General features: G+C 73.1%; 21 protein-coding genes. 13 read left to right on the top strand and 8 right to left on the bottom strand.

Annotation, left to right across the window (positions count from 1 at the left end):
- The 4 genes from ACWCXH_RS08285 (at nucleotide 1) to ACWCXH_RS08270 (ending at nucleotide 5,215) form a co-directional block, all read left to right on the top strand.
- Entirely contained in the window at nucleotides 1–1,281 is a 1,281-nt protein-coding gene (locus tag ACWCXH_RS08285) for a CHAT domain-containing protein (protein ID WP_449800550.1), read from the top strand.
- The gene (locus ACWCXH_RS08280) at nucleotides 1,278–2,348 is read left to right on the top strand and encodes a hypothetical protein (RefSeq protein WP_449800549.1); all 1,071 of its coding nucleotides are present in this window, start codon (nucleotides 1,278–1,280) and stop codon (nucleotides 2,346–2,348) included. The genes ACWCXH_RS08285 and ACWCXH_RS08280 overlap by 4 nt, the downstream gene beginning before the upstream one ends.
- A gap of 261 nt (nucleotides 2,349–2,609) precedes the next feature.
- Complete coding sequence (locus ACWCXH_RS08275) at nucleotides 2,610–3,560, top strand: hypothetical protein (protein ID WP_449800548.1); 951 nt, start codon at nucleotides 2,610–2,612, stop codon at nucleotides 3,558–3,560.
- 290 nt (nucleotides 3,561–3,850) lie between these two features.
- The gene (locus ACWCXH_RS08270; protein ID WP_449800547.1) at nucleotides 3,851–5,215 is read left to right on the top strand and encodes a sugar porter family MFS transporter; all 1,365 of its coding nucleotides are present in this window, start codon (nucleotides 3,851–3,853) and stop codon (nucleotides 5,213–5,215) included.
- 95 nt (nucleotides 5,216–5,310) lie between these two features.
- On the opposite strand, the gene ACWCXH_RS08265 is transcribed toward ACWCXH_RS08270, so the two are convergent.
- Nucleotides 5,311–6,114: an NAD-dependent epimerase/dehydratase family protein gene (locus ACWCXH_RS08265; protein WP_449800546.1), complete on the bottom strand. Its 804-nt coding sequence runs from the start codon at nucleotides 6,112–6,114 to the stop codon at nucleotides 5,311–5,313.
- 179 nt (nucleotides 6,115–6,293) lie between these two features.
- Between ACWCXH_RS08265 and ACWCXH_RS08260 the strand changes: the two genes are divergently transcribed.
- From ACWCXH_RS08260 to ACWCXH_RS08245, 4 genes are all read left to right on the top strand, one after another.
- On the top strand, nucleotides 6,294–7,217 hold the full coding sequence (locus ACWCXH_RS08260) for a 5-dehydro-4-deoxyglucarate dehydratase (RefSeq protein WP_449800545.1): 924 nt from the start codon (nucleotides 6,294–6,296) through the stop codon (nucleotides 7,215–7,217).
- On the top strand, nucleotides 7,214–8,389 hold the full coding sequence (locus tag ACWCXH_RS08255) for a hypothetical protein (RefSeq protein WP_449800544.1): 1,176 nt from the start codon (nucleotides 7,214–7,216) through the stop codon (nucleotides 8,387–8,389). Before ACWCXH_RS08260 ends, ACWCXH_RS08255 begins: the two co-directional genes overlap by 4 nt.
- 288 nt (nucleotides 8,390–8,677) lie before the next feature.
- Nucleotides 8,678–8,890, top strand: a complete 213-nt coding sequence (locus tag ACWCXH_RS08250) for a DUF397 domain-containing protein (protein WP_449800543.1) — start codon at nucleotides 8,678–8,680, stop codon at nucleotides 8,888–8,890.
- A 121-nt stretch (nucleotides 8,891–9,011) separates the two neighbouring features.
- The gene (locus tag ACWCXH_RS08245) at nucleotides 9,012–9,569 is read left to right on the top strand and encodes an HAD domain-containing protein (RefSeq protein WP_449800542.1); all 558 of its coding nucleotides are present in this window, start codon (nucleotides 9,012–9,014) and stop codon (nucleotides 9,567–9,569) included.
- Here ACWCXH_RS08245 and ACWCXH_RS08240 read toward each other — a convergent pair.
- Entirely contained in the window at nucleotides 9,553–10,332 is a 780-nt protein-coding gene (locus tag ACWCXH_RS08240) for an IclR family transcriptional regulator (RefSeq protein ID WP_449800541.1), read from the bottom strand. The genes ACWCXH_RS08245 and ACWCXH_RS08240 overlap by 17 nt on opposite strands.
- A gap of 194 nt (nucleotides 10,333–10,526) precedes the next feature.
- Here ACWCXH_RS08240 and ACWCXH_RS08235 point away from each other — a divergent pair, with 194 nt between their 5' ends.
- Nucleotides 10,527–11,387 carry a polysaccharide lyase gene (locus ACWCXH_RS08235; RefSeq protein WP_449800540.1) on the top strand — a complete coding sequence of 287 codons (861 nt, stop codon included), beginning with the start codon at nucleotides 10,527–10,529 and terminating at the stop codon, nucleotides 11,385–11,387.
- Nucleotides 11,388–11,545: 158 nt separating this feature from the next.
- On the opposite strand, the gene ACWCXH_RS08230 is transcribed toward ACWCXH_RS08235, so the two are convergent.
- Together ACWCXH_RS08230 and ACWCXH_RS08225 are read right to left on the bottom strand one after the other, a co-directional pair.
- Complete coding sequence (locus ACWCXH_RS08230) at nucleotides 11,546–12,769, bottom strand: eCIS core domain-containing protein (RefSeq protein WP_449800539.1); 1,224 nt, start codon at nucleotides 12,767–12,769, stop codon at nucleotides 11,546–11,548.
- 157 nt (nucleotides 12,770–12,926) lie between these two features.
- On the bottom strand, nucleotides 12,927–14,165 hold the full coding sequence (locus tag ACWCXH_RS08225) for a styrene monooxygenase/indole monooxygenase family protein (protein WP_449800538.1): 1,239 nt from the start codon (nucleotides 14,163–14,165) through the stop codon (nucleotides 12,927–12,929).
- Nucleotides 14,166–14,453: 288 nt separating this feature from the next.
- On the opposite strand from ACWCXH_RS08225, the gene ACWCXH_RS08220 reads away from it, so the two are divergent.
- Nucleotides 14,454–16,814, top strand: coding sequence for a hypothetical protein (locus ACWCXH_RS08220; protein ID WP_449800537.1), 2,361 nt, complete (start codon nucleotides 14,454–14,456; stop codon nucleotides 16,812–16,814).
- Nucleotides 16,815–16,863: 49 nt separating this feature from the next.
- Here the strand turns inward: ACWCXH_RS08220 and ACWCXH_RS08215 are convergent, their stop codons facing one another.
- Both ACWCXH_RS08215 and ACWCXH_RS08210 read right to left on the bottom strand, forming a co-directional pair.
- A complete protein-coding gene (locus ACWCXH_RS08215; protein ID WP_449800536.1) occupies nucleotides 16,864–17,049 on the bottom strand; it encodes a hypothetical protein in 186 nt (61 codons plus the stop codon).
- Nucleotides 17,046–17,708, bottom strand: a complete 663-nt coding sequence (locus ACWCXH_RS08210) for a pyridoxamine 5'-phosphate oxidase family protein (RefSeq protein ID WP_449800535.1) — start codon at nucleotides 17,706–17,708, stop codon at nucleotides 17,046–17,048. The genes ACWCXH_RS08215 and ACWCXH_RS08210 overlap by 4 nt, the downstream gene beginning before the upstream one ends.
- Nucleotides 17,709–17,966: 258 nt before the next feature.
- Here ACWCXH_RS08210 and ACWCXH_RS08205 point away from each other — a divergent pair, with 258 nt between their 5' ends.
- Together ACWCXH_RS08205 and pstS are read left to right on the top strand one after the other, a co-directional pair.
- Nucleotides 17,967–18,827, top strand: a complete 861-nt coding sequence (locus ACWCXH_RS08205; RefSeq protein WP_449800534.1) for an NAD(P)H-binding protein — start codon at nucleotides 17,967–17,969, stop codon at nucleotides 18,825–18,827.
- A 261-nt stretch (nucleotides 18,828–19,088) separates the two neighbouring features.
- Complete coding sequence (gene pstS / locus ACWCXH_RS08200) at nucleotides 19,089–20,213, top strand: phosphate ABC transporter substrate-binding protein PstS (RefSeq protein WP_449800533.1); 1,125 nt, start codon at nucleotides 19,089–19,091, stop codon at nucleotides 20,211–20,213.
- 466 nt (nucleotides 20,214–20,679) lie between these two features.
- Here pstS and ACWCXH_RS08195 read toward each other — a convergent pair whose 3' ends face one another.
- Nucleotides 20,680–21,672: an alpha/beta fold hydrolase gene (locus ACWCXH_RS08195; RefSeq protein WP_449800532.1), complete on the bottom strand. Its 993-nt coding sequence runs from the start codon at nucleotides 21,670–21,672 to the stop codon at nucleotides 20,680–20,682.
- A gap of 475 nt (nucleotides 21,673–22,147) precedes the next feature.
- On the opposite strand from ACWCXH_RS08195, the gene ACWCXH_RS08190 reads away from it, so the two are divergent.
- Complete coding sequence (locus ACWCXH_RS08190) at nucleotides 22,148–22,915, top strand: SPFH domain-containing protein (protein ID WP_449800531.1); 768 nt, start codon at nucleotides 22,148–22,150, stop codon at nucleotides 22,913–22,915.
- A gap of 16 nt (nucleotides 22,916–22,931) precedes the next feature.
- On the opposite strand, the gene ACWCXH_RS08185 is transcribed toward ACWCXH_RS08190, so the two are convergent.
- Nucleotides 22,932–23,567 (bottom strand): TetR/AcrR family transcriptional regulator C-terminal ligand-binding domain-containing protein, encoded by a 636-nt coding sequence (locus ACWCXH_RS08185; protein WP_449800530.1) that lies wholly within the window; start codon nucleotides 23,565–23,567, stop codon nucleotides 22,932–22,934.
- Nucleotides 23,568–23,597: the final 30 nt, after the last annotated feature.

Genomic DNA, 23,597 nt, shown 5'->3' with positions numbered 1-23,597 from the left:
GTGCCCCAGGAGCTCCTCGTCGAGATCCGGCAGAACCCGTCCGCCGACTACACCCGGCTGCCCCGCCAGGCCGACCCCCGGGACCCGAAGGACCCGCTCCCCCTCGACCTCATCGTCTCGCTGCGCCGCCAGCGCGACGACACCCTGCACATCTCCGCGTTCCGGCCCGGCGAGCGCACCCCGCGCACCCGCCCGCACCGTGCGGACCTCGCGATCACGGGCACGAGGCTCCTCGCCAAGGCCGCCCGGCTGCGCACGACCTGGCGCGACCAGCTGGTCCGCTACGCGACGGTCGACGACTTCGGCATGCCGGACGACTACCCGTTCGCCTCCGCGGTCGACGTCTCCCACCTGCGGCCGGTCGCCGAGGGCCGGGCGGCCGAACTCGCCGAGGAGGGGCGGTACTTCCTGGAGACGATGCTCGAAGGGCCGGGCCGGGAGCTGGCGGTGTTCCGGGAGTACCTCAACCGGACGCTCACCGAGCACGGCCCGCTCCGGGTCAGCTTCGACTCCGACCTGCACCTGCCGTGGCCGATGCTCGCCGTCGACGGCGGCCCGGGCCACGACGGCCACCCGGCCCCCTGGGCGGACTTCCTCGGCCACCGCCACCAGGTCGAGCAGACCGGCACCGCCTACCCGCCGATCCAGCCGCCCCACCCGGCCCGCCCCCGGCCGGTCACCAGCCTCAACACCGACGACACCCTCGAATCCATCGGCCGCGCCCCCGACGTCCGCAAGCTGCTGGAGGACCGCTCGCACCTCACCGTCCGCACCGAGTCCCGCGGCCTGCTCGACGCGCTGTCGCGCGCGGTGCTGGACGAGGACGTCATGTACTTCTGGTGCCACGGCCAGTTCGTCGCCGACGGCTCCGCCTTCAAGCAGCTCGCCGTCCGGCTCTCCGACGACCGGCACATCGACGCCGACCTCGTGCGCCGCCACCGGCGCCGGCACCTGGACGCGCCGGAGGCGATGTTCCGGCCCTTCGTGCTGCTGAACGCCTGCCACACCGGGCAGTCCACGGAAGGCGAACTCGAACACCTGGGGCGGGCGTTGGTCGACCTCGGGGCGGAGGGCGTGCTCGGGCCGCAGATCGAGATCCCGCAGGTGTTCGCCGCCGAGTACGCGTTCGCCTTCCTCGACCTCTACCTGACCGGCGGGCTGACGGCGGGCGAGATCACCCAGACCCTCGTGCGGCGCTTCGCCCGCGAGCACGGCAACCCGCTCGCGCTCACCTACTCCCTGCACTGTGGCATCGACAGCATCCTGGAGCTCACGCCTTGACCCGCCCCGCACGGACCCTGCCGACGCGAACCGCGCCCGCCGTCCGTCCCGCCACCGTGGACCTCGACGAGGACGGCCGACTGCTCGTCCCGGGCACCCGGACCCCGGTGCCCGAGGCACGCGTCGCCGACCACCTCGCCCGGCACCTGCGCGTGCCGGAGCGGGCCACCGACATCTACGTGTACGTCCACGGCTGGCAGACCAGCGCCGCGGCTGCCGACCGTGCTGCTGCGGCGCTGCTCTCGCGCGCCGCCGACCTGCACCGGGCCCGCCCGGGCGCCTACCCGGGTCTGGCGCGCGGGTACCGGCCGTGGTGCGTCGTGGTGCGCTGGCCCTCGTCCAGCCTCCCCTCGCTCGGCGGGTACCGGCGCATCCGCGAACGGGCGCACGCGATGAGCGCGCCGGGACGCGGCCAGGCCGGGTACGTGCTCGGCCACCTGCTCGGGTACCTCGACGCCGGCCGCGGCCACCCGGCCGACCCCGCGGTGCTGGCCAACCGCAACGGCCAGTACCTGCACCTGGTCGGGCACTCCTTCGGCGGGCGGTTCCTGTGCGAGGCCGTCCAGTACGCGGCCGAGCGGCCCGCCGGGCCCCGGGTGCTGAGCTGGAGCCGGCCGGGCGATCCCGCGCGGCCGTTCACCGTGGACAGCGCGCTGCTCTTCCAGATGGCCGCGCCCCGGGACGCCTTCGACCGGCTCTTCCCCCGGCTGTTCCCCGAGTCCGCGGTCGGCTCCCGGCGCGCCGCGCCGCTGCGCGGGCCGCTCGTGCTGACGCACTCCCGCTGGGACCGCGCCACCGGCTTCTGGCACCTGCGGGCCGAGGGCCGGCCGGGCATCGGGCACTCGGGCACGGGCGTCGCGCCGGTCCACCAGTTCTCCACACCGCTGCGCCCGACCGGTTCGCCGTACCCGCACGAGGTGCTGGACCACCCGATCGTGAACGTCGACGCGAGCGAGGTGTACCGGGGCGGCCCGGCCACCCGGCTGGCACCGGCGGGCGCGCACTCGGACTTCCAGCACCCGGAGTCGGCGCACCTGGTGCTGAGCCTGGCGTCGCATTCGCGCTGACAACCCGTTCGGGGGCGTCCGGCAGGGCGGCGAATCGTTTCTCCGACTGGCCGGGATCCCCGAGGCCTTCGTGGCACCGGGCACCTTCGTCGCGCCTTGGGAGTGCTACGACTTCTCGGACTGACGGTGCCTTCGGAGGCCGGGTCCTTCGCCTACCGAAGATCTCGGGAAAGCGGCAGTCTGATCATCGGCTATATTCGCCGGGCGGCCCGCCGGGAGCGGGCCCTTCGCCCACCGAACACCCCGGGGAAAGCAGCCACCGTGTCACGGCCCATTGACGACCCGTCCGCCGAACCCGCCACCGGTCCGTCGGCCGACCAGCCGGCCCCCGACGTCGTGCCGAAGCCGAGCGCCGAGCCGAAGCCGCAGGACGCTCGGCCTGCCGCTGCACCCCCCGCTCCGGACGTCAACTCCAACCCGTACGCCACCGGCCCGGCCGGCGCCGGACTCGCCGCCGGGCGGCAGTTCGGGCCGGTCGCCGGGCACCAGGCCTGGCCGCCGTACGTGCCCGGCGTGCCCGGTGCCCCCGTCCCGCCGCCCGTCGCCCCGCAGCCGAAGGCCAAGGTCAGCGGGATGGCCGTCACCTCCTTCATCCTCGGGCTCATCGGGTTCCTGCCGCCGATGTCGCTGGTGTCGGTCGGCCTCGCCGTCGGCTCGTTCCGCCGGATCTTCCGCCGCCGCCAGGGCGGTTTCGGCTTCGCCGCCGCCGGCCTGGTGCTCTCCGTCACCTGGACCCTCGTCCTCGCCATGGTCGGCGGCATCATGGCCTTCGCCTACCGCGACCTGACGTCGGGCCCGACGCGCGGCGCCGACGGCCACCCGGTCGTGGCGGGGCGGGCCGGCTCCTGGTACCTGAAGGCGGGCGACTGCGCCGCCGACGACATCCACGCGTACCGGAGCGGGTCGGACCACTACCAGGTCGTCCCGTGCGCCCAGCCGCACCGGCTGGAGGTCTACGCCGCGGTGACGCTCCCCGGCGGCGGCTCCTACCCCGGAATGGCGAGCGTCGAGGAGAGTGCGCGCCGGCTGTGCCAGGCCCGGACGAACTCCGCTGACGTCCCGGAGGGCGGCGCGATCGGGTACTTCTACCCGAGCCAGGGCCGCTGGTGGCTGTTCGACGACCGCGAGGCGCTGTGCGTCTACACCTCCCTCACCCCGTGGTCGGGCCTGGTGAAGCCCAGCGACTCCGCCAAGCCCGGCAGTCCGGTCTAGGCGACGACCGAGCCCTCGACGGCCTCTGCCCGCACCCGGGCAGGGGCCATCGTCGTTTCCGCGCATCCCGAGCGCCCCAGCGTTCCGAATCCGGTTTGCAGTTCATTCATTTGAACGGGCGAATCGCCAAATACCGACCCACACAATCATATTCAGCGCCATGAATATTCGCGGATGTGGACAAGAGGTCTTGACCTGTCCCCCGCCGCCCGCTTCACTCCGGGGGTACCGCACCTCCCTCGCACGGCACCCACCACTCGCACGCCACCCCCGAGACGAGGCGATCCCCCATGAGTCGGCCCGACCCCACTCCCCGCAGGATCCATCCCGTCACGCTGTACGCCTTCGGCGCACTCGGCGGCATCCTCTTCGGCTACGACCTCGGTGTGATCGCCGGCATCCTCGTCGTGATCGCCAAGTCCTGGCAGCTGTCCGGCTTCCAACAGGGCGTCCTGACGGCCTCCCTGTCCGCCGGCGCCGTGCTCGGCGCGGGCCTGGCCGCGCGGCTGACCGGGCGGATCGGCCGCCGGCGCACGATCACGGCGGCCGGCGGCGTGGTGATCGTCGGCACGCTCGCGTGCGCCCTCGCACCCGGCTTCGGTGCGCTGGTGGGCTTCCGGACGGTGCTCGGCCTGGGGGTCGGGCTCTCCTCGGCCACCGTGCCGACGTACCTGTCCGAGCTCGCGCCCGCGCGGATCCGGGGCGCGATGGGCTCGCTCAACCAGATCTTCATCGTCAACGGCATCCTGATCGCGTTCCTGGTCGACTACTGGCTCCAGCCGCACCGCCTGTGGCGCTGGATGTTCGCCGGCGCGCTGGTGCCCGCCGTGATCCTGGTCGCCGGGCTCGCGTTCCTGCCCGAGACACCGCGCTGGCTGGTCAACCTGGGCCGGGAGGACGAGGCCCGGGCCGTCCTCGCGGCCACCCACCCGGCCGGGGAGATCGAGGCCGAACTCGCCTCCATCCGCGAGGTGATCCGCCTCGACGCCGCGCAGACCATCTACCGCGTAAGGGAGTTGTGGGCGCCCTGGATGCGACCGATGCTGCTGGTGGCCCTGCTGCTGGCGGTCGGGCAGCAGTTCAGCGGCGTCAACGCGATCAACGCCTACTTCCCCACGATGCTCGTCTCGCTCGGGCTCACCACCAACACCGCGCTGTTCTCGGCGATCATCCTCGGCATCACCAAGCTCGCGTTCACCGCGTGGGTGGTGTTCGTCGTGGACCGCTGGGGCCGCAAGCCGCTGCTGCTGATCGGCAGCGCCGTGATGGTGGTGACGCTGGGCCTGACCGGCTGGGTCGTCACGCACGTCCACGACAAGGGCACCCTCGGCACGCTGACCGTCGTGCTGCTCGTCCTCTACCTCGCCGGGTACGAGCTGGGCTGGGGCGCCGTCGTGTGGGTGATGATGGCGGAGGTGTTCCCGCTCAAAGCGCGCGGCGCCGGGATGGGCGTCGGGGCGGTGGTGCTCTGGGCGGCGACCGGCGTGGTCACCGCCGTCTACCCGATCATGTCCGACCACGACCACCTCGGGACCGGCACCTCGATGTACGTCTTCTCCGGGGTCAACGCGGTGCTGCTGGTGCTGACCCTCCGCCTCGTGCCGGAGACGAAGGGCCGCACGCTGGAGCAGATCGAACTCGGCCTGCGCGCCTGACCCTTGCCCACCCCCTTGCGGGATCACCGCAGGTCCGGCGGACGGAGCGCGGGCGGGCAGTCCTGGGCGGCGGCGTACGTGGTCACTACGGGTCCTCACAGGTGGTCGGCGTCGAGGTCGGGGAAGGTGAAGTGCCCGCCCAGGTGGGCGAAGACGGGGTCGTCGTGGGCGGGCTGCCCGTGCGCGGCGTGCACGGCCCCGGCGTGGACCTCGGCGTCGTCGGCCGGGGCGTAGCCGAGCGCGCGGGCCTCGTCGAGGGAGACCCAGCCGCCGCGCGTGTTCGGCGAGACGCCGTAGACGATGCGGTAGCCGGGCTTCTCGACGGCCAGGCAGGCCTCCAGGAGGCGGGCGCAGTCGTCCGGGGAGAGCCAGGTGGAGAGGGCGCGGGGGTTCGGCGGTTCGGCGAAGCAGGTCATGATGCGGACACAGACGACGTCGAGGCCGTACCGGTGGTGGTAGAGCGCGCCGAGGGCCTCGCCGGCCGCCTTGGAGACGCCGTAGTAGGTGTCGGGCAGCGGCGGGGTGTCGGCCGTGAGCGGGTACTCGGCGGGCGTGCGGTAGCCGACGACGTGGTTGGAGGAGGCGAAAACGACGCGCGGCACGCCGGCGCGGCGGGCGGCCTCGAAGACGGTGTAGGTGCCGTGGATGTTGACGTCGAGGATCCGCTCCCAGGGGGCTTCGAGGGAGATCCCGCCGAGGTGGATCACGGCGTCGACGCCCTCGCAGGCCGCGCGCATCGCGTCGGCGTCGGTGACGGAGGCCTGGACGGCCTCCTCGCCCTCGCCGGGGTCGAGGGGCACGAGGTCGAGCAGCCGCAGGATGCGGCCGGAGCGGGCGAGCCGGGGTCGGATGAGGGTACCGACGGCGCCTGCCGCGCCGGTGACGAGGATGCGGGGCACGGTGACTCCCTTGGCCGGGGACGGGTGTCCGGGTCCATGGTCACAGAGGTTGAATATAGTTCACAAGAATGACTGTCATTCAGATATGAGAACGCCGATCCCTTGACCTCCGCGTGCGGGCCCTCCTACGCTCCTCGGTGTTCCCACCGCTGGACGCTCTCCACGAAGGGACCCACCCCGTGCCCGCACGCACCGGCCCGCCCCCGCTCGACGGGCTCCTCTTCTTCCCCGTCACCGCCTTCGGCGCCGACGGCTCCTTCGACCCCGGCGCCTACCGCGCCCACCTCGACGCGCGCCTCGACGACGGTCCCGCCGCCGTGTTCGCCGCCTGCGGCACCGGCGAGTTCCCCGCCCTCGCCCCCGCCGAGTACGAACGCTGCGTCTCCGTCGCCGTCGACGCGGCCGGCGCACGCGTGCCCGTCGTGTCCGGCACCGGCTACGGGACCGCGATCGCCGTCGAGTACGCCCACGCCGCGCAGGACGCGGGCGCCGACGCCCTGCTCGTCCTGCCGCCGTACGGCCCCGACGGCGGCCAGGACGGCCTCGTCCGCCACATCACCGCACTCGCCGAGGCCACACCGCTCGACCTGATCCTCTACCAGCGCGACCGGACGGCGTACGAACCCGACACCGTCGCCCGCCTGGCCGAACTGCCCGGCGTCATCGGCTTCAAGGACGGGCTCGGCGACCTCGACCGGATGCTGCGCACCGTCAGCGCCGTCCGCGCCGCCGGGCACCCGGACTTCCTGTTCTTCAACGGCATGCCGACCGCCGAGATGACCCAGCTCGCCTACCGGGCCATCGGCGTGCCGCTCTACTCCTCCGCCGTCTTCTGCTTCGCCCCGGACGTCGCGCTCGCCTTCCACCGCGCCTTCGCCGAGGACGACCGGGCCTCGCTGACGACGCTGATCGAGGTCTTCCTGCGCCCCTACGTCGGGCTGCGCAACCTGCGGCCCGGCTACGCGGTGTCCCTGGTCAAGGCCGCGACGCGGGCGGTGGGACACCCGGTCGGAGGCGTGCGCGCGCCGCTGACGGAACCGGCGCCGGAGCACGTAAGGGCACTGCTGGACCTCGTCGACCGCACGCGGGAGGCGCTGGCGTGACCGGAGCCGGGCGCGGGCCCGTCGAGGTAGGCGCGTACCTCTACCCCTGGGACGCGGACGGGGACCCGGCCTGCGGCGAGCGCCTCACCGGGCTCGGCATCCGCCGGGCCGCCGTCGCCGCCGCGTACCACAGCGTGCGCGCACTGACGCCCCGCCACCCGCGCCACAAAGTCGTCACCGCGGAGCACGCCGCCGTCTACTACCGCCCCGACCAGGACCGCTGGTCCGGCGCCGGGCGGCCCCGGCCCGCGGAGGCGCCGTGGTCGCCGCGCTCCTTCGGCCGGGCCGCGAAGTCGCTGGCCGAGGCCGGGGTGGAGGTGTACGCCTGGGCGGTCCTCGCGCACGGGCAGCGCCTCGGCGTACGCCACCCCGGGGTGGCGGTGCTCAACGCCTACGGCGACCGCTATCCGTGGGCGCTGTGCGTCTCCTCCCCCGCCGTGCGGCTCTACTGCGCCACGCTGGCCGCCGAGGTCGCCGCCCAACCCGGTCTGGCCGGGCTGGAGTTGGAGTCCTGCGGCTGGTACGGCTTCGACCACCTGCACGCGCACGACAAGGTCGCGGGGGTGACTCTGCCGCAGTCGGCCCGGCTGCTGTTCTCACTCTGCTTCTGCCGGCACTGCCGGGACGGCTACCAGGCGGAGGGCGCCGAGCCGTGGGCCCTGCGCGCGAAGGTGCGGGACGCGCTCGACCCGGTCTTCGCCGGCACCGCCCAGGACGCGGCGCTCGACCCCGAGGCGGCCGCGGCCGTGGCCCGGATGCGGGTGCGCGCGGCAGCCGAGCTGCGACGGTCCGTCCTCGCGGCCGTAGCGGCCGAGCGCCCGGGCCTCCCCGTCCTCCTGCACGCCCAACCGGACCCACTCGGCTTCGGCCCCTCCCCCGGCCTGCCCCCCGAGGACGCCCACGCCGCCGCACCCGTCCTGCTCACCCCCACCCGCTCACCGGCCGCTCTCGACGCCGTCCGCGCCTACGCCGCCCCCGGCCGACGAGTAGCGGCCACCGTCGGCGCCGTCGCCGGCCTCGGCGGCGACCCCGCCGACCTGCCCGCCTGGTGCACCGACCTGGCGGAAGCCGGCGCGACCGAACTGCGCTTCTACCACCTCGGCCTGGCCTCCCACCGGGACCTCACCGCCATCCGCACCGCCGTCGAGAAGGTAGGTTCAGGCATGCCATAACACCCGTCATGGTGACGCGAGTTGACGGATGCAGAAGTCACCCTCGCCAACCCCGGACCGCCCTTGCCGAGCTTCACGTCCAGTTGGCCACACCAAATGCCGAGCAGGCCGTCTGGCCGAACGTGAAGGAGCTCCTCCCCCGATCCGGAGGAGGAGCTCCTTCGCATTTCAGGCCGGACGAGACCGCTCGGGCCTGGGAGCGGGACTACCATCAGCTTCAGGTGGAAGCGCTGCCCAAGGCCGCATCACTGGAGATAATCCGCAAGTACAAGGCGTGAGAGGAATGTCATGATCCCCCCTGTAAGCCTGGTTGACGCCGCGTGGTTCAAGAGCAGCTACAGCAACAACGGCGGTACCTGCGTCGAGGTGACAGCAGACTTTCCCGGCCTCGCTCCCGTCCGTGACTCCAAGGACCCCCAGGGCCCCGCCCTCGTCTTCCCGGTGGAGGCCTGGCGGTCGTTCGTCGCCGGTGTCCGGGCCGGCGAGTTCGGCGAGGTCTGAACCGACCCGAGCACCGAGACGCGCTCGGCCGGGCTCCCCGGCCGAGCGTCTCGTAATTCCCTCGCCACCAGCGGCCCAACACGGCTACCGTCCCTGAAAGATCACGGAGGGGGGTAGGCCGATGCGGCCGCTGCTGCTACTGGACGTCGACGGACCGCTCAACCCGGCCGCCCGCAAGCCGCACCGGCGGCCGGCGGGTTACGAGACGCACCGGATCCTCACCCCTCGCTGGGAAGCCGCCGAACGGCGGCGGCTCACCGAGTGGGGGCTGCCGAACAAGCCCCCGAAGCCGCTGCGGGTCTGGTTCAATCCCGAGCACGGCGCGGAGCTCGCCGCGCTCCCCTTCGATCTCGTGTGGGCGACGACGTGGGAGGACGAGGCCAACGACTTCATCGCGCCCCTCCTCGGGCTGCCCGCGCTGCCCGTCATCACCTGGTCCGAACCGCGGCCCGAACCACCAAACGGCGTGTTCTGGAAGACGCCCGAGATCGTCGCCTGGGCCAAGGGCCGCCCGTTCGCATGGGTCGACGACCAGATCACCGACGCCGACCGCGCCTGGACGCACGCCCACCACGGCGGCCCGGCCCTCCTCCACCGGGTGGACGACCGGACCGGGCTGACGGCCGACGACTTCGCCGCCCTGCGGCGATGGGCCGACGATCTCAGAGGTGACGCGTAGCCAGCCCCAGCCGCTCGCGGGCCTCGAACAGCGCGTCGCGGATCATCTGCTCGCGCCCCGGCGTGAGCCGCGCGACCGGGACGGAGCAGCTGACCGCGTCCCGGGCCGGCGTGCGGTAGGGCACGGCGACGGCGTAGCAGCACAGGCCGAGCGTGTTCTCCTCCCGGTCGGTCGCGTAGCCGCGCTCGCGGATGGCGCGGAGGTCGTCGAGGAGGGCGGCCCGGGAGGTGTGGGTGTGGTCGGTCAGCGGCTCAAGGCGCTCGGGCAGCAGGCGTTCGATCTCGTCGTCCGGGAGCGTCGCCAGCAGCGCCTTGCCGAGGGCCGTCGCGTGGGCGGGCAGCCGCCGGCCGACCCGGGTGAACGGGCGCAGGTAGTGCTGGGAGGCGCGGGTGGCGAGGTAGACCACGTCGGCGCCGTCGAGGCGGGCGAGGTGGATGGTTTCGGTGGTGTCGTCGGCGAGCCGGTCGAGCGCCGGGCGGGTGGCGGCGACGGCCTCGTCGCCGTCGATGTAGGCGGTGCCGACCAGCAGCGCCCGCACGCCGATGCCGTACCGGGTGCCCGTCAGGTCGGTCTCCACCCAGCCGAGGTCGACGAGGGTGCGCAGCAGCATGTACAGGCTGCTCTTCGGGTAGCCGAGGGCCTCCTGGACGTCGGCGAGGCTGTGCAGTCCGGGGCGCTCGGCGAAGTACTCCAGCACCTCGATCGTGCGGACGGCGGACTTCACGCCCGCTGCGGCGGTGGCGGCGGGGCTCGGCTGCGCCATCGGAGGCCTCCCTGTTCACGTGCGCGGCGTTGGCTGCGAGCAATATAGCCGGGCCGTCGGCACCGAAACCCCGAAAGTGTTCACATTCTTGAACTTCGTCCAGACTCTTGACTGGAACACGTCCACGGTCGTGTCATGGTGAGCGGCCCCTGCACGACGCAGCACGACTCCCCGCCGTCAGCCAAAGGATCGTCATGAAGCGCTTGCTCACCGCCCTGTGCACCTCCCTCGCCCTCCTCGCCGCCGCTCCCCTTCAGACCGCCACCGCCGTAGAGGCAAAGACCACCGACGCACCCGCCTGGACCGGCGACTTCACCGGCTACGGCACCGACACCTGGACCTCCGCCTGGGGCACCCTGGGCACGGGCCAGTGGGGTCAGCAGAACCTCAGCCTCGTCAACGACCCGGCGGCCCCCGGCGACGGCTCCGCGCTCCAGGTGTTCTACGGCGCCGGCTCCTCCGCCAACTCCTGCTCGGACTGCCCCTCCAGCGGCGGCGGCCAGTTCTACACCGACCTCCCGGCCCTCGGCCTGGGCGACCTCGCCAACTCCACCACCTTGGACCTGAAGTACAGCCTCAAGCTGCCCTCCGGTTTCGACTTCGGCAAGGCCGGCAAGCTCCCGGGCCTCTACGGCGGCTCCCCCGGCGAGGCCTCCGGCGGCAACCACGGCAACGCCTGGTCCACCCGCTACATGTGGCGCAACCCCGGCTCCGGGATCGGCAACGGCGAGGTGTACCTCTACACCCCGACCAACTCCGGCCCCACCGGCTACGGCGTCGACCTCGGCCTCGGCTCCTGGCAGTGGCCCGCCGACGGCGCCTGGCACAGCGTCGAGCAGCTGGTCGACCGCAACAGCGGCGACATCACCGTCTGGCTCGACGGCAGCCAGGTGTTCACCCAGCCCGGCGCGGGCGCCCCGGACCTCGCCTCGATCCCGTTCAGCGGCGTCTTCTTCTCCACCTTCTACGGCGGCCACGACACCTCCTGGGGGCCGTCCACCGACCAGTACGCCTACTTCGCGCACTTCAGCCTCTCCACCGGCGTCCAGCACTGACGGCGCCGACGCCCGGTCCGCGACCACGGAGGCCGAGTTGAGAACGTCGTGGCGCGACCGCCTCGCTCTGCTCGCCGCCGCCGGCGTCACGGCGGCCGCATCCGTCACCGGTGCGGCCGCCGTGTGGCATCCGGGTGACGACCGGGATCGAGGACGGCTCAGGGCACGACGTCGACCAGATCGCCGTCCTTCAGATAGTTGAAGAACTGTTCCGCGGCCTCCATCGACAGGTGTACGCACCCGTGCGACCGGGTCGACAGCGAGCCGGCGTGGAAGCCCACCTTGTCGGTGAAGTTGACGTAGTACGGCATCTTTGCGTGGTACAGGCTGCTGACATGGTGCTTGTCATGGAAGTGGACCTTGAACTTGCCGACCGGCGTCGGGTGGCCCTCCCGCCCGCCGAGCGCCGGTACCGACGACACCACCTGCCGGCCCGGCTTCAGCAGCCAGGCCCTGCGCCGACTGATCGAGAAGCAGGCCTTCGCGCTGTCCCGGCACTCCTTCGGCACCGTCGACTCGGGTGCCTTGTGGCCGGTCTTCGGCTTCCGCCGCAGCACGGGTGCGGTACCGCCCTCCGCCAGTCCCTTGCGGTACTGGGCCACGTGAACCAGCTCATGGGCGAGCAGTTCCCGCCTCCCCGCGGTGCCGGTCGCGTGAGAGCTGCCCAGAACCACATGCTCGCCGAGGGTGAACGCTCTGGCGTCAACCGCCTCGGCGGCCCGCTCGGCGGACGGGCCGGAGTGGACGCGCACCTGGGACAGGTCCGTCCCGAGCCTGGGCCCGAAGTACGCTCGCTCCGGCGCCGCGAGCGGCGTCCCTCCCTGGCCGAGCACCTGCGTCGCGGTCACCGGCACCGGCCCCCCACCCCTGCCCTGCTCCGCCTTGCGCAGGAGCAGGGCGTCCTCGGACCGCCCGTCGCCCGCCTCCGAGAAGCGCCGGAGCGTGCCCGGCCCGGCCGACGCGCCGGGATCCGGTCCCGGCGCCACGGGTGCCGCCGAGACGGCGAGGCGGGTGGCCAGCCGGGCCGCCTCGTGCTCCAGCGGGTCGTCGACCGAACCGACCCGGGCCTGCGCACGGGCCGGGACGAGACTGAAGTCCGCTCCGAACCGGCCGACCGGAGCAGTCTGCGCCTCGGCGTGTTCAGCAGCGTCAGCGGACCGACCGCGCTGCGTGAGTGCCGCTGCGGGAACAGCGATGCCCGATGTGCGCTCGACCCGTGCATGGACGTGACTCGAGTAGTCCATCGGCTCCTCCCGATCCACTCGGCACTGATTCCGATTGTCCTCGCGTCGGGGGCACTCCGCCCGCCGCTCGCAGCTCCCGCATCGGGACGGCGCGGTGGCTCTGTCCCGTAATCGGCGGTAGCGCTGTGTGGTGACCACCGGGGGAGGGTGCGGTGGCGGAGCAAGGGGAACCCGGCTCGGCTGTGCATCTGCCTCCTGATCCGCCTTTGTGCTGGGCGGTGTGCATCGCGCTCTTCGACCTCACCACCGGGTGAGTCGCCGCTGGCGAACCGCCGCCGACTCACCGACTCGCCGCTCAGCCCTGCGGGGTGACGGTCGCCAGGTAGGCCGCGGCCTTGTCCGGGTCGAGGAGCCAGCGCTCCCAGTCCCCGGGGTCGTTGAAGCCGTTGGCGAACCGGTCGGCCACGGCGGGCAGTCGGCCGGCCATGGCGATGACGTTCGCGACGTACTCGGGCGCCGGGTCGAGCATCGCGTTGGTCCACTCGGTGACGGCGCGGGCGTCCTGCCAGAAGCGGTCGAATGCGGCCTGCATGAACGCGCGGTCGAAGGGCCGGTCGCCGTGGGCGAGGATCGCGTCGAGGTAGACGGCGGCGCACTTGGCGGCGTTGTTGGAGCCCTGGCCGGTGATCGGGTCGTTGGTGACGACGGCATCGGCGACGCCCAACACCGCGCCACCACCCGGCAGTTCGCCGATCGGCCGGCGGACCACCGGGGTGACCCGGCCGACCAGCGTGCCGCCGGCGTCGGTCACCTCGACGCCGCCCCGGGTGCGCTCGTACTCGCCGGGTGCGAAGGTCCGCATCAGGTCGACGATCCCCCGCAGGACCTCGTCCGGGTCCGTGACCCCTCCGAGGACGTCCGCCGGTCCGCCCGGGAGCGCCTCCCAGAGCAGGACGTCGCAGGGCCCGGCGGCGGTCAGCGCGGGCAGGACGAAGAACTCGCCGACCTCGGGCACGAGGTTGAAGCCGACGACGGGGACGTCGCGCCCCGGGCGCGGGCCGAGCCCGTCCACGTACGCGGCGGCCAGGGCGCGCCGGGGCCGGTCGAACGGGGAGCGGGCGGCGTCGCGCTCGAACAGCGAGGCAGGCTCGCCCTTGCCGACGGCGACGAGCACCAGGTCGTACTCCGGCGCGAGCCGGTCGAGGTCGGCGACGGTGGCCTGCCGCACCTCCACCCGGCCGCCGCGCGAGGCGAAGGTCTCCAGCCAGGTGGACATCTTGAGCCGCTGGTCGACGGACTGCGCGCTGCCGTCCAGGCGGCCCACCCAGTCGATCGCCCGCGCACCGTCCGGACCGAGCACGGTGACGCCGATGCCCTCGATCTGCGGCGCGTCGTCCGCCCACAGGTCGAGCCCGAGGGCGCGCTCGGTGCGCAGCGCCGCGTCGAACATGCACTGGGAGGACATCACCCGGCCGTCGCGGATCGCCTCCGCCGGGCGGTCGGTCATCACGGTCACGTCGTAGCCGTGGGCCTGGAGGCCCAGGGCGAGCTGGAGGCCGGCCTGGCCGGCGCCGACGATCAGGATCCTGCGCATGCTCCCCGCTTCCCGGTTGTCCTTCTGCGCTTCGTGAGTCGTGCACGTGCGTGTGCCTGCCGGTGCCTGGATACCAGTCGGCCGACCCGGCGTCCACGGTCCCGGCACACTCCGTGCGACTCGGTTGACGCCCCGCCACTCCGGCGCGCTCCTGAACGCCCGTGCACGAACGGGATGTTCACGACGGGTCATCCGCAATGGGAACCGTTTCCAAACAATCACCCATCAGTTGGTCAATCTCTCGTGCAACCGGTGAGTAAGACGTCCCAGGTCAGGCAGGGTATGCACATGAAACGCAAGAACTCCTCCGCCGCAGTGCGCATGCCAAGGAAGACGTCCCGCCGGACGCCCTTCCGCGCCCTGCCGCTGGTCGCGCTGGCCACCGCCGGCGTGGTGATATCCCTCGGCACGGTCGTGCCCGCCTCGGCCGCGACCTCCCGGGTGGACCTCGACGTCCTCGTCGTCACGGACGGCAACCCGTGGGTCGAGGGCATCCGCAGGCAGTTGGTCTCCGAGGGCGTCCCGACCACCGTGGTCGACCTCACGAGCTCCAACCGCGCGACCATCACGTCGGCCTTCCTCGCCGACACCCTGGCCGACGGCACCCCGCACGGCCATTTCGAGGGCGTCGTCCTGCCCAGCGACTCCCCCGGCCAGCTCTCCGCCGCCGAACTCTCCGCCCTCACCGGCTACGAGACGGCGTACCACGTCCGCCAGGTCGACTCGTACGTGTGGCCCGGCGCCAACACCGGCCTGAGCGCGCCCACCTGGACCGGCTCGCTCGACGCCACCACCGCCACCGCGACGGCCTCCGCCCGCGGCGACGCCTTCCGCTACCTCAACGGTCCCGTGCAGTTCGAGGGCACCGCCGGCGGCAGCGGCTCGTACGGCGCGCTGCCCACCGCGCTGCCCGACGACCCGGCCACCGGCTCGCACTTCGAGCCATACGTCACCGAGACCATCCCCGGCACGTCCACACAGGGCGTCGTCGCGGGCGTGTACACGAGCGGCGGCCGCCAGCAGCTCGTCCTCACGTTCGCGTACAACTACTACCAGCAGCAGTTCCAGCTGCTCGCCCACGGCATCGTCGACTGGGTGACGCGGGGCGTGCACCTCGGCTACTGGCGCAACTACTTCTCGGCGCACATCGACGACCTGTTCAATGCCAACGCCCGCTGGAGCCAGAGCGGCAAGTGCACCCCCGGCGAGGGCGACTGCGCCGCCGGCGTGCCGGCCACCAACCCGATCCGGATGACGGCCGCGGACGTCTCCACCGTGGTGAACTGGCAGCAGCAGAACAACTACACGCTGGACTTCCTGTTCAACGCCGGCCCCGGCATCGAGTACGCGCAGGCACAGGGCGGCACCGACCCGCTCAGCAACGCGCTCCTCGCGAACAAGAACAGCTTCATGTGGGTCAACCACACCTATGACCACCCGTTCCTCGGCTGCGTGCAGGACTTCTCGGTCATCCCGTGGCGGTGCCAGACCGACGCCTCCGGCAACATCCAGTACGTCGACCAGGCGTACATCAGCTCCGAGATCGCCCAGAACATCCAGTTCGGCCAGGCCAACGGCCTGCCGTTCCGGCCCAACGAGCTGATCGCGGGCGAGCACTCGGGCACGGTCATGCTCCCGCAGCAGCCCAACGACAACCCCAACTTCCTGGCGGCGCTGAGCGCCAACAACATCCAGTGGCTGGGCGTCGACGCCTCCCGCGAGACCGGCCAGCGCCAGATCGCCTCCGCGCTGGGCACCCCGCGCCACCCGATCAACGTGTTCTACAACCTCTCCACCCAGTCCGACGAGGTGAGCGAGTACAACTGGCTCTACACCTCCAAGGCCAACGGCGGCAGCGGCAACTGCGAGGCCAACCCGGCCACCACGACCTGCATCTCGCCGCTGGACCTGAACACCGGCTGGTCGAACTACGTCCTGCCGCTGCAGGCCAAGATCACCCTCGGGTACGTGCTGTCCAACGACCCGCGGCCGTTCTTCATGCACCAGTCCAACCTGACCGACGACCAACTGGCGCTGCAGACCCTCACCAGCATCCTGTCGACCTACCGCACCTGGTTCACCGCGGACACCCCGGTCGTCGACCAGACCCTCACCGACTCCGGGACGGTCCTGAAGAACCAGGCCGCCTGGCAGCAGACCCAGAACGCCGGCTCGGTCACCGGCTACGTCCAGGGCGGCGTCGTCACCGTCAACGGCCCGGCCGGCACCAACGTCCCGGTCACCGTCCCGGCCGGCACCACCGTCACCGGCGGCGCCACCTTCGGCGCGGCGTACGGCGGCGAGCAGTCCGCGTACACCTCGCTCGGCGCGACGGCCACCGGGCTGACGCTGCCCACCAGCGTGTTCGGCACGGTCGCCGACTCCACCCCGACCGGCCTGGGCGCGGAGCTCGCCTCCTACGCCAAGGGCTCGCCGCACGACGTGCGCCGCAACGGCGACGCCGTCGTGATCACCGACCCCACCGGCACCCACGTGCTGCCGAAGCTCGCCGGCAAGCCGGAGGAGCAGCTGACCATCGGCGCCCACCACCACAACCCGTACAACGTCCTGCCGCCGAGCCTCGCCGCGAAGGCCGCGAACGTGAAGAACCCGAGCACCGCGAGCACCACGAACACCGCCAAGAAGTAACACCTCGGCCCGGCAAGCTGCGGCCCGCGTTCGCGCGGGCCGCAGTGTTTCAGCTCGCGGCGCGTCGGCCCGCGGCCGTCGCCGCCCCGGCCACCACGGCGCGGGCCCCGAGCGAGGCGAGCAGCGGTCCGGTGGCCGAACGGGCGCCCTCGTACACGTGGTCCGCCGGGGGACTGACGATGCCGAACCGGACGACGAACCGCCACGGGCTCGTGGACGGCACTCCCCTGCTCACCCGCTGACGATGCGCCGTCCGCTGATCCGGTCGGGCCGGATCCGCACCCACAGCGGCCGGTCGCCGCCCGCCCACGGTGTCGAGCCGGGCAGGCCCGCGAGATGGCGGACCTCGTCCTCGTCCCCGACGTGGTGCGCGGTGCCGAGGACGAGGACGGTCCAGCCCCGGCCCAGGTACTCGTCGAGGTGGTCGACCTGAAAGGACGCCTCCGCGCCCTCCTCCGGGTCGGTCGCGCTGCCGACGGCCGTGCGGTACGCGAACGAGCCCGCGTCCACCACGTAGTTGACCGGGAACACCACCGGGCCCGGCCGCACCGGCAGGCCGACCCGGCCCACCCCGCGGGTGCCGACCAGTGCCCAGCACTCGGGCTCGCTGAGGCTGAGCAGCCGCGGGCGCGGCCCGGGCCCGCCCTGCCCGTGCGGGGCGTCGGCCCGGCCCTCCACGAGGGCCGCCCGGGTGGTCCCGAGCGCGGCGGCGATGCGGACGAAGCCGCCCGGGTCGAAGCCGGGGCCGGCCGTCAGCAGGTGGCGCAGGTAGTTCGGCGCCATCGCCGCACGCTGCGCCAACTCCTCCTCGGTTAGGCCGAGTTGCTCACGCCGCTCGGTGATCCGGCGGGCCGCGGCGGCGGGGTCGGGTTCGGCGGCGGGGGTGTCGGTCACGGTGGCGGCTCCTCGGCTGGGCTGTTCCGGCTGGGCTGTTCCGACTGGGCCCCTCGGCACTGGCGCGGGCCCATCCAAGCGCTCGGCCGCCGCCAAGTCGAGGAACGAGGGGCGCCGTGCGTGTCGCCGCCCGGGGCGCCGCAGGTGCCGACCACCCGTCGGACCCGCCTTGATCCGATTCCCGTCGAACTGCAATCATCGGGTCCGCTGTCTGACGCGGAATCAGGTACGCGTCGGGAACGGGGAGGAGAGACATCCATGATCGTTGTGACGGGTGCCACCGGTACGGTCGGGTCGAAGATCGTCGTGGGGCTGCGGGAGCGCGGTGAGAGCGTCCGCGCGCTGGTCCGCAACCCGGCCGAGGCGCCGGCGGAGTGGGACGGCGCGGTCGAGAAGGTCGCCGCCGACTTCTCCGACCCGGCCTCGCTGGACGCCGCGCTGGCGGGCGCCGACGTGATCTACCTGCTGGTCGCCGTCCACCCGGAGATGGCCGGCCACGAGCGGAACGTGATCGACGCGGCGGTGCGCACCGGCCGCCGCCCGCGCATCGTGCTGCACGCCGCCGCGGGCGTCGAGCAGCGCCCGGACGGCATCCGGTTCGTGGCCTCGCACGTCGCGGGCCTGGACCACCTGCGGGAGAGCGGCCTGCCCTGGACGGTCATCGCGCCGAACGGCTTCTACCAGAACTTCCTGGGCATGGCGCAGGGCGTGCGGGACGGCCGGCTGGCCGTGCCGGGCGGTGAGGGCGCGGTGTCGTACGTCGACGCGCGCGACGTCGCCGCGGCGGCCGTCGAGGCGCTGGCGACGGAGGGCCACGAGGGCGCCGTCTACACCCTGACGGGCCCGGCGGCGCTCTCCCACGACGCCGTCGCCGAGCAGCTGGGCACCGTCGCCGGCCAGACGGTGGAGTACACCGCCGTCGCCCCCGAGGCCGCCCTCGCCGGCATGCTCGACGCCGGCTGGGACCCGTGGCGCGCCGAGGGCATGGTCGAGCTCTACGGCCTGTACGCGGCCGGGTACGCCTCGGCCGTGAGCCCGGACGTCGAGAAGCTGACCGGCCGCCCGGCCCGCTCCTTCGCCGAGTTCGCCGCCGAGCACGCCGCGGTCTTCACCGCCTGAGCACCGCGACCCCGACCACGTCAGCGGCCGGCCGCCGCCGTCACCCGGACGGCGGTGGCCGGCCCCCGCGATCACCGCCCCATCGGACCGCGCCGCTTAACCTTGGATTCAGAACAGGCGGAAGAACCGTTCACCTCCTCCGCCTACGTTCGTCATCGTTCTTCATCCCGGGGATCACCGGACCCCCGGATCCCACAGCCGCGTCCCTGCGGCCGGGACCCGCGTCGAGCGCGGGCCGTGAAAACGAGGGGAAACAAACAGATGCTCCAGCGGAACCGCCGGTCCAGCAGCATTGCCCTGAGCGCGGTGGCACTGGTCGGCGCCCTGTCGCTCACGGCGTGCGGCAGCGACGACAACAACGGGTCCAGCGCTGCGAGCGGCTCCGCGGCCGCCGGCCCCTCCGCCAAGTGCGGCAAGAACGGCTCGCTCCTCGGCGCCGGCTCCACCGCCCAGGCCCCTGCGATCGACGTGTGGAAGAACACCTACAGCGCCTCCTGTTCGGGCACCACCGTCAACTACAGCGGCGGCGGCTCCGGCGCGGGCGTCCAGCAGTTCAACCAGGGCAAGGTCCAGTTCGCCGGCTCCGACTTCGCGCTCAAGCCCGCCGACGTCGACGCCTCCAAGGCCGTCTGCACCGGCGGCAAGGCGATCGACCTGCCGATGGTCCCCGGCCTCGTCTCGCTGGTCTACAACGTCGACGACGTCGACAGCCTGGTGCTCGACGGCCCGACCGCCGCCAAGATCTTCGACTCGCAGATCACCAAGTGGAACGACCCGGCGATCGCCGCCCTCAACCCGGGCGCCAAGCTGCCGGACGCCGACATCCAGTCCTTCCACCGCTCGGACGACTCCGGCACCACCTACAACCTGACCTCCTACTTCGCCAAGACCTCCGGCGGCGCGTGGAGCGCCGCGCCGGACAAGGCGTGGAAGGGCAAGGGCGGCCAGTCCGCCAACGGCAGCGCCGGCGTCTCCGCCCAGATCAAGCAGGTCAGGAACTCCATCGGCTACGCCGAGCTGTCCTACGCCCGGACCAACAACCTGAAGAGCGCCCAGATCGCCACCGGCGCCGCCAAGCCCGTCGAGGCGACCGCCGCCAACGCCGCGCTCACCCTCTCCACGTCCACCGTCGCGGGCGCCGACGGCGACCTCGCCCTCTCCCTGGACTACGGCACCAAGGCCGACAACGCCTACCCGATCGTCCTGGTCACCTACGAGATCGTCTGCGACAAGGGCAACAAGGCGGACACCCTCGACACCCTCAAGTCCTTCCTGGCCTACACCGTCAGCGACGCCGCCCAGCAGACCATCGGCGAGAAGGGCTACGTCCCGATGCCGGCCGCCATCGGCGACAAGGTCAAGGCCGCCGTCACCAACCTGGCCTGACCCGCGCTCCGCGCGCACCCGACCCGCACCGCCGGCACCGACACCCGGGGCCGGCGGTGCAGTCGTCCTCCCTCGACGGGAGATCGGCGGGACACCGGCCCCGGGAGGGAGACATGATGTGGATCGGACCTGGTACCGCCCCCGAGGTGACGATGCCCGACGTGGTCGGGCTGCTCGTGCCGCACGCGCGGAAGGTCGCGTGGGAGGCCGGCCCTGGTCATCGCGAGTGACGACCCGGACGGCCCGCCGGTCCGGGCGCTGACCTGGCCCGGGGTCCGGGTGGTCACCGCCCAGCACCCCGCCCCCGGCTCCCGGATGCGCCGCCGGGGCTCCCTCGTGATCGAGTTCGAGGAACTGCCCGGCGGCAGCGGCCCACAGCCGCCGCAGTAGTGCGGGCGGCCAGGCGAAGCCCCTTCCTCCCTCGGGGGTCCCACGGGGAGGAAGGGGGAGTCCGGGGCGCGGACGGTCAGGCGCGTCCGCGTGTCGTGCCCGGCGACACGGGTGCGGTGACGGCCCAGCCGGCGGCCAGGGAGTCGACGAACTCCCCCAGCAGCTGGCCGACGTGCTGCGCCACCGCCCAGTGGGTCACCAACTGGTTTCGCGGGGCGTCGAGTTCGCGGTGCACGGCGGTCGGCGCGGCCTCGCAGTACTCGCGCTGGAGGCGCAGCCGGTCGCGCAGGTCCTTCGAGCGCCTGCCGGTGATCACGATCGTGGGCACGTCGGCGCGGGGCAGCCGGCCCTCGTGCCGCAGGAACCGCGCGCGGGCGCCGCGCCACTCGCGCCGGACCGCCGCGCACGTACGGGCGTCGGCGTCGAGGCGCAGGATCACGCCGTCCGGGGCCGCGCTCTCGCCGTCGGCCTCGTCACGACTCAGGGGCTCGCCCGGGTGGGAGGGGTCGACGAGCCCGAGGGCGAGCACGTGGCCGGGCAGGCGGCGGGCGGCGGTGGCGGCGAGGTAGCCGCCGAGGGCGTGGCCGACGAGCACCACGGGCCGGTCGCCGGCCACGTGCCGGACGAGGTCGGCGAGGTCGGCGGCGGCCGCGTCGATGTCGAAGTGCCGGCCGCCGGTGTAGCTGCTGCGGCCGTAGCCGGCGCGGTGGTACGTCACGACCGGCCCGGTGGCGGCGAGTTCGCGCAGCAGCCACCCGGCGTGCTCGGCCCCGTCGCCGAGCGCGCCGTCGAAGACGACGACCGGCGCGAGCAGGTCCGCCGGGACGTCGTCCGACGACTGGATCACGCGGTACGCGAGCACGTTGCCCGCCGTGGTGGTCATCGTCCGCTCGTCGCCGGCCGCGGCCGGGACCGGCCCGACGCCCGGCACGGCGCGGCGCCGCCGCACGGCCTCGACGGCGCCGCCCGCCAGCACCCCGGCGAGCACGGCTGCGGCCAGGGCGGCGGAGCGGCCCACCGCGGGGGGTAAGGAGGCGGCAGGCCGGAGGCGGAGCGGCAGACGGGCCATGGCGAGGGTCCCTTTCCCGGTGCTGGCGGAGCGGAGGTGGTACCGGCCCCGGGTGCGCCCGAACTCGGCCGACGGGGGTACGGCCGGGCGGGCGCACCCGGGGCCGGTGGCGGCGACCGGCGCGCCCGAGGCGCGGGCGGCTCGGTCGCGTCCGGCGCCGGGCACCAGCATTCGCTAACCACTGCCACACTGTCAACTGGTATGGATCAACTGTCTCCTGAGGTTCATCCTGGCTGAATCCGCCATGGTCTGGACGGCCCCCGGGACCACCGTCTCCGTGCTCAACGCACCGGCGGGGCGGACCCGTTCCGGGGCGACCGCATTGCCCCGCAGGTAACAGTTCGTCAAGGTCGGATCCGTTCCCTGTCGGACGCCGCGACACCGGCGCATACTGTGCTCCGCGGCTCGCACCCGTGCGACAGGGCCACTCCGGTCCCGGCCCGTGCTGCGCCGCGACGGGGGAGGTCGCAGCACCATGGCGATTGTCGTACTCATCGTCGTCCTGGCCCTGTTCTGGTTCGTCACCGGCGTCCGGGTGGTCCAGCAGTACGAGCGCGGCGTGGTCTTCCGGCTCGGCCGCGTCCGCGACCGGGCCCGCCAGCCCGGCCTCACCCTGCTGGTGCCCGTCGTCGACCGCATGCGCAAGGTCAACGTCCAGGTCGTCACCATGCCGGTGCCCGCCCAGGAGGGCATCACCAAGGACAACGTCTCCGTCAGCGTCGACGCCGTCCTGTACTTCCGCGTCGTCGAGCCGATCAAGGCCACCGTCGACGTCCAGAACTACAGCTTCGCGATGCTCCAGGTCGCCCAGACCTCGCTGCGCTCCATCATCGGCAAGAGCGAGCTGGACGACCTGCTCTCCGGCCGGGAGCAGCTCCACCGCGGCCTGGAGATCATGCTGGAGAGCCCGGCCACCGGCTGGGGCGTGCACATCGACCGGGTGGAGATCAAGGACGTCACCCTCCCCGAGACCATGAAGCGCTCGATGGCCCGCCAGGCCGAGGCCGACCGCGAGCGCCGCGCCCGCATCATCACCGCCGACGGCGAGTTCCAGGCGGCCGCCAAGCTCGCCGAAGCCGCGACCACGATGGCCGAGACCCCGGCGGCGATGCAGCTGCGCCTCCTCCAGACGGTGGTCGAGGTGGCCGCCGAGAAGAACTCCACGCTCGTGCTGCCGTTCCCGGTCGAGCTGCTCCGCTTCTTCGAGGCCGCCGCGGACCGCGGCACCGGGGACGGCGCCTGACGGTGCCCGGAGGCCCTCAGGTCCGGACCAGGGGCAGTAGGACCTCGTCCACGATGGCCTCCGGGTCGAGCCGCACGGGCGCGCCGCCGCACACCTTGATGCGGTAGAGCATCAGCGCCGGGACGACGTCGGTCACCAGCGGCGTGACGGCGGCCGGGCGGACCTCGCCGCGGGCGGCGCCCCGGGCGAGGACCTCCGCGATCAGGCGGGTGGTGGGTTCGACCACGCGCGCCAGCACGATCTCCAGGAACGCGTGCGCACGCTCGTGGTCGAGCTCGCTCATGACGGCGCGGACGGCCGCGCCCGGCTCGCTGAACATCGCCGCGCGCAGCCGGGTGACCACCTCGACGAGGTCGCCGCGCAGGCCGCCGGTGTCGGGGGCCGGTCCGGGCGGGGGCAGGCAGGCGCGCAGGGCGTCGATGACCAGCTCCTCCTTGGACGACCAGCGGCGGTAGAGCGCGGCCTTGCCGGTCTGCGCCGCCGCCGCGACGCCCTCCATGGTGAGGCGCGCGTAGCCGTCCGTGACGAGCTGCTGGAGCGTGGCCTCGAAGATCGCGCTCTCCAGCACCTCGCCGCGCCGGCGCAGCGGGACGGCCGCAGCCGCTCCGCGCGTGGCCCCGGATTCGCGCGTTTCCTCGGGTTCGGTGGGCATGCCGCCCCCTCTCCGCTGTCCCTGATCCAC

It is taken from the genome of Kitasatospora sp. NPDC001660 (assembly GCF_053596725.1).
Note: the sequence above shows the minus strand (reverse complement) of the source record. Positions and strands in the feature narration are given on the sequence as shown.